The 3,944-nt window shown below is 66.4% G+C and carries 3 protein-coding genes and 1 pseudogene; 1 reads left to right on the forward strand and 3 read right to left on the reverse strand.

The window, feature by feature from the left end:
- Window positions 1–667 (reverse strand): annotated as a pseudogene (locus VXC91_RS43150) (helix-turn-helix transcriptional regulator); the annotation flags it as partial.
- Window positions 661–2,139 (reverse strand): ATP-binding protein, encoded by a 1,479-nt coding sequence (locus VXC91_RS43155; RefSeq protein WP_329512819.1) that lies wholly within the window; start codon window positions 2,137–2,139, stop codon window positions 661–663. The pseudogene VXC91_RS43150 and the gene VXC91_RS43155, both read right to left, overlap by 7 nt.
- Window positions 2,140–2,390: 251 nt before the next feature.
- On the opposite strand from VXC91_RS43155, the gene VXC91_RS43160 reads away from it, so the two are divergent.
- Window positions 2,391–2,573: a hypothetical protein gene (locus tag VXC91_RS43160; RefSeq protein WP_329512820.1), complete on the forward strand. Its 183-nt coding sequence runs from the start codon at window positions 2,391–2,393 to the stop codon at window positions 2,571–2,573.
- 592 nt (window positions 2,574–3,165) lie between these two features.
- Here VXC91_RS43160 and VXC91_RS43165 read toward each other — a convergent pair.
- Window positions 3,166–3,944: glycoside hydrolase family 15 protein (locus tag VXC91_RS43165; RefSeq protein ID WP_329512821.1), on the reverse strand; the 779-nt coding region annotated here is incomplete at its 5' end.

A 3,944-nucleotide genomic window follows, 5' to 3' on the forward strand; every position in this document is an offset into this window, starting at 1 on the left:
GCTCGAACGTTCCCGGGGGCGTGATGCGGGAGGCGAATCGGTAGGCGGTCTCGTAGTCGCCGTGGCTCAGCGCTGCGGCTGTCCCGACCGCGTCTGCCTGCTGGATCAGCAAGCCCACGCCGCGTGGTCGTGACCAGGCCTCGACACGTGCCTGCAGTTCCCGAGCTCGTTCCGCCTCGCCTTTGTGCGCAGCGAGAAGCCCGAGGTCTACACAGAACTGATGAGTGAACAGCTGCAGCCCATGGGCCTTGGTCATCTCGAGGCCACGAAGCCCGGTCTGCTCGGCTTCCTCCCATGCACCTGCGGCGACCTGATCGAGCATGACCAGGTGCAGCATGGTCATGACGTCCGACGTCGCGCCCGAGCTCTGCTCACGGTCGATCATCCGTTCCAGATGCGGCCGGAACACGCGCAGGGCATCGACGTAATGCGCTGACACGGCCAGCCGCGTGATGTCCCACGGCTCGCCGTCCGCCACCAGCGAAATCGCCTCCTCCACGCGCTTGCGAACCCCGGGTCCCCGACGCAGTACGTCGCTGCCCGCGTCGCGGTAGAGAGCCGTCAGTGGGTGCATGCGGCTCGACAACGAGTCCAGGACCTGCTCGGTGCGTTCCCACAGTGCTCGATCACCGGCATATTGACTGACGGCGAGGAGCAGGTTCAGCACTCGAGTGAGCACCTCGTCAGGGCGGTCCTCAACCTGCCGGCGATGAAGGCACTCAGCGGCCTCGACCAAACGCCGGTGCACGGATTCCACGTTGCCGCGCTGATAGAGCTCCACGTATGAGGAAGTGATGACTGCGGCGGAGGACTGGCTCGCCTCGAAGGGGGGTCGGATGAGCCTACGAGTTGCAGAGCTTGGTCGAAGAGCGCGGAGTGCCCGGCGACGAATGCCGCGTCGCCGAGTCGGCGGGAGCGGCGGGCGGTGTGTTCGCTGAGCTCGGCAGCGCGCGTCAGCCAGGCCACTGCCGTAGCCGCTCCGCCCCGCAGCGTTGCCGATCGCGCCGCTGCCTCGAGCTCGGTGGCCACCTCTTCGTCCGGGTCGACCGTGGCTGCAGCCAAGTGTCCGGCGCGTCGCTCGACGTCGTTGTGGTGGCAACGGGCGAGTGCGGAGTGTGCGGCGCGACGCTCGTTCGGCGTCGCCATGTGGACGACGGCGGAGCGCACCAGCGGATGCCGAAAGAAGAGGTTGCCCGAGGTCGGCTCGACGGACACCAGCCCGCGCGCCACCGCCTCATCGACGTTGCGCAACCTGTACCGCATCTCCTGCGAGGCGCCTGCGGAAGAGAGGGAACCGACGCCGTCCAGCGCGCCGCGCAGGAGCTCGAGTTGAACGCTCGGCTCCAAGGCCTCGAGGCGAGGGCGGTACATCTGTTCGAGTCGACGGGACAGGGGGACCCACCACTGCGGTTCGACCGAGTTCGGCAGGGAGAGCTCTCCGTCGCGACGCTCCATACATCGCGGAAGCTCCAGCAGCGCCAGAGGATTGCCCTCCGCATGCTCCAGCACTATGCGGCGCGACTGCGGGTCGAGTTGGGGGTAATGAGTGTCCAACAGCTCCTGAGCGGCGCTGTCGGACAGTGGGCCCAGATGCAGTTCGGGGATCGCAGCGGTGTCGAACCGGGAACCTGAGTCGCAGCGGATCGTGACCACCATCTTCACGGCGCCGGCTGTCAGGCGCCGGCCGATGAACCCGCATACCTCGCTGCTGGGTCCGTCGAACCATTGGGCGTCATCGATCGCGACAAGTACCGGCTTGCGGGAGGAGACTCGGGCCAGTAGGTCGAGGACGGCCGTGCCCAGCGACATCAGCGATGGCGCTGGGCCGGCAACCCGGCCGAGCACGACATCCAGGACCGTGGGGCACTCGTCTTCCGCTCCCGATGTGCGCAGCAGTGGATACAGGAGTTGGTGAAGGCCTGCGAACGGCAGGGCCCACTCCGCCTCCACGCCGACGGCACGCGCGACGACATGCCCCTGCTGTTCCGCCTGACGGACGGCCCATGCGAGCAAGGAACTCTTGCCCAGGCCGGCTTCCCCTCTGATGACGAGGGCCTGGCCCCCGCCTTCCGAAGCCAGTGCCGACAATTGCTGACACTCACGTTCACGCCCGATGCATGATCCATCGAGCTCCGTCATGCGCTACTACCTTCTCTCGCAGAGACCGTTCGGCTCCGACGGCGGGGTCGCGCGACGGGCTCAGGACCCGTTCTCGTACGGGCTGCCCGTGCCAGCCGCCGTGGCCCTGCCTCCCGCTCCGTCATGCCTTCCGGATTGCCGGGCAGGCTCTGCGCGCCGACGTTCGGTGGCGCGAGGACGGGGGGCAGGAGCTGGATCACACGCCACACACGAAGGGGATCCTGACCGCCGACCCAGGATGCGACCGTGCTGTGGACCTCCACCGGCTCGTCATCACTGATGACCGCGGACGCCCATTGGTCAGCCGCGAGACCGACCACGAGCCGACCGCGCTCGGTCCGGCAACCGGCGCACTGCATGCCCTCGAGGCTGATCGCGCCCTCGTCATTGTGGGGCTGTGCATCCGAGGGGAGATCAAGGCCTACCCCGTCTGATGAGGAGTCAGTCGGCCCGTCCCACAGGCCCCTCCCCGAGGCGCGGTCACCTGGACGCATACCCGGTGGCCGGCCGTGATCGGCGAGAGCCGTTTCACCACAATCGTGCGCCGACTCGCCGTCATCGCATTGGTCCGTCGCAAGGCGAACGTGCTCTGCCCCATCGTGTCTGACCAGGGCTCCTATCATGTCCGCGCACAACCTCGTCTTGTTGCATGACGTCGGCATGAGACAGCCACCCCCAGGTGAAACGATTCTCTTAAGGAGGCTAGGAGGTTGCGAACTTCGCCCGGGAGCACTGAGCGATCAGCTCTGCTTATGGCCCGAGTAATGGCGTGTGACATGACTGAAAAGAGCAATGCGGGCCGTGCGATGAGCACGGTCGGGCCGGCGTGGTTGCCGTGCGCCGGCTGGTCATTGCTGGGGACGTGTGCTGCGGTTCTCGGGGTCGCGCTTGCTGCCCGCCCGGCGCTGGACCCACGGCCGGGCGGATGACCTACCGTCCAATATTGGTCGTCGGTACCGGATGGTCTGTCACCTTCGGGACCCGGACGTGGGGAAGGGTGAGGTGGAACCGCCGCCGGACCGTGGGTCAGGGGGCATGCTCGGACGACGCGCGTGAGATCTCGGCCTGATGTATGGCCCACGCCGCGTTCACCAGGCCGACGTGGCTGAAGGTTTGTGGGAAGTTGCCCAGGTGTGAACCGCTGGTGGGATCGATCTCCTCTGCGAGCAGCCCGACGTCATTCAGGTGATCTGCCGCGCGTTCGAAAACCAGCCGGGCGTCGTCGATTCGCCCTGCCAGGGCCAGGGCCTGTGCAAGCCAGAAAGTGCACAGCAGGAATGTGCCTTCGTCGCCGGTCAAGCCGTCGACGCCCGAGCCGGTTCGGTAACGGTAGACAAGCCCACGTGCGTCGACGAGGTTTTCCGTGATGGCGTCGATGGTTGACAGCACGCGGGGGTCATCGGCCGGCAGGAACCCGACTATCGGGATCATCAAAGCCGCCGAGTCCAGATGGGCGGCGCCGAAGTATTGGGTGAACGCCTTGGTCTCCGAGTTCCATCCTTGCGCGAGGATGGCTTCCCTGATCTTTTCGGCCGTTGCCGCCCAGTGGCTTTCACGGTGTCCCGCATGCAACTGATCGGCCATGGCCACAGCCCTGTCAAGTGCTACCCAGCACATGAGCTTCGAGTGCAAGAAGTGTCTCGGTTTGCCGCGAACTTCCCAGATTCCATGGTCGGGTTTCTCCCAATCGCGTGCCGCCGCATCGGCGACGTCGGCCAGAAAGTCGCGTGTCGAGGGGGACAGAGTCCCGAGCTGTTTGCGCAACTGGTGGGCGGCGTGCAGTAGTTCGCCATTGACGTCGAGTT

Origin of the sequence: Streptomyces chiangmaiensis, assembly GCF_036281785.1 — a bacterium.
GTDB classification, from domain to species: domain Bacteria; phylum Actinomycetota; class Actinomycetes; order Streptomycetales; family Streptomycetaceae; genus Streptomyces; species Streptomyces chiangmaiensis.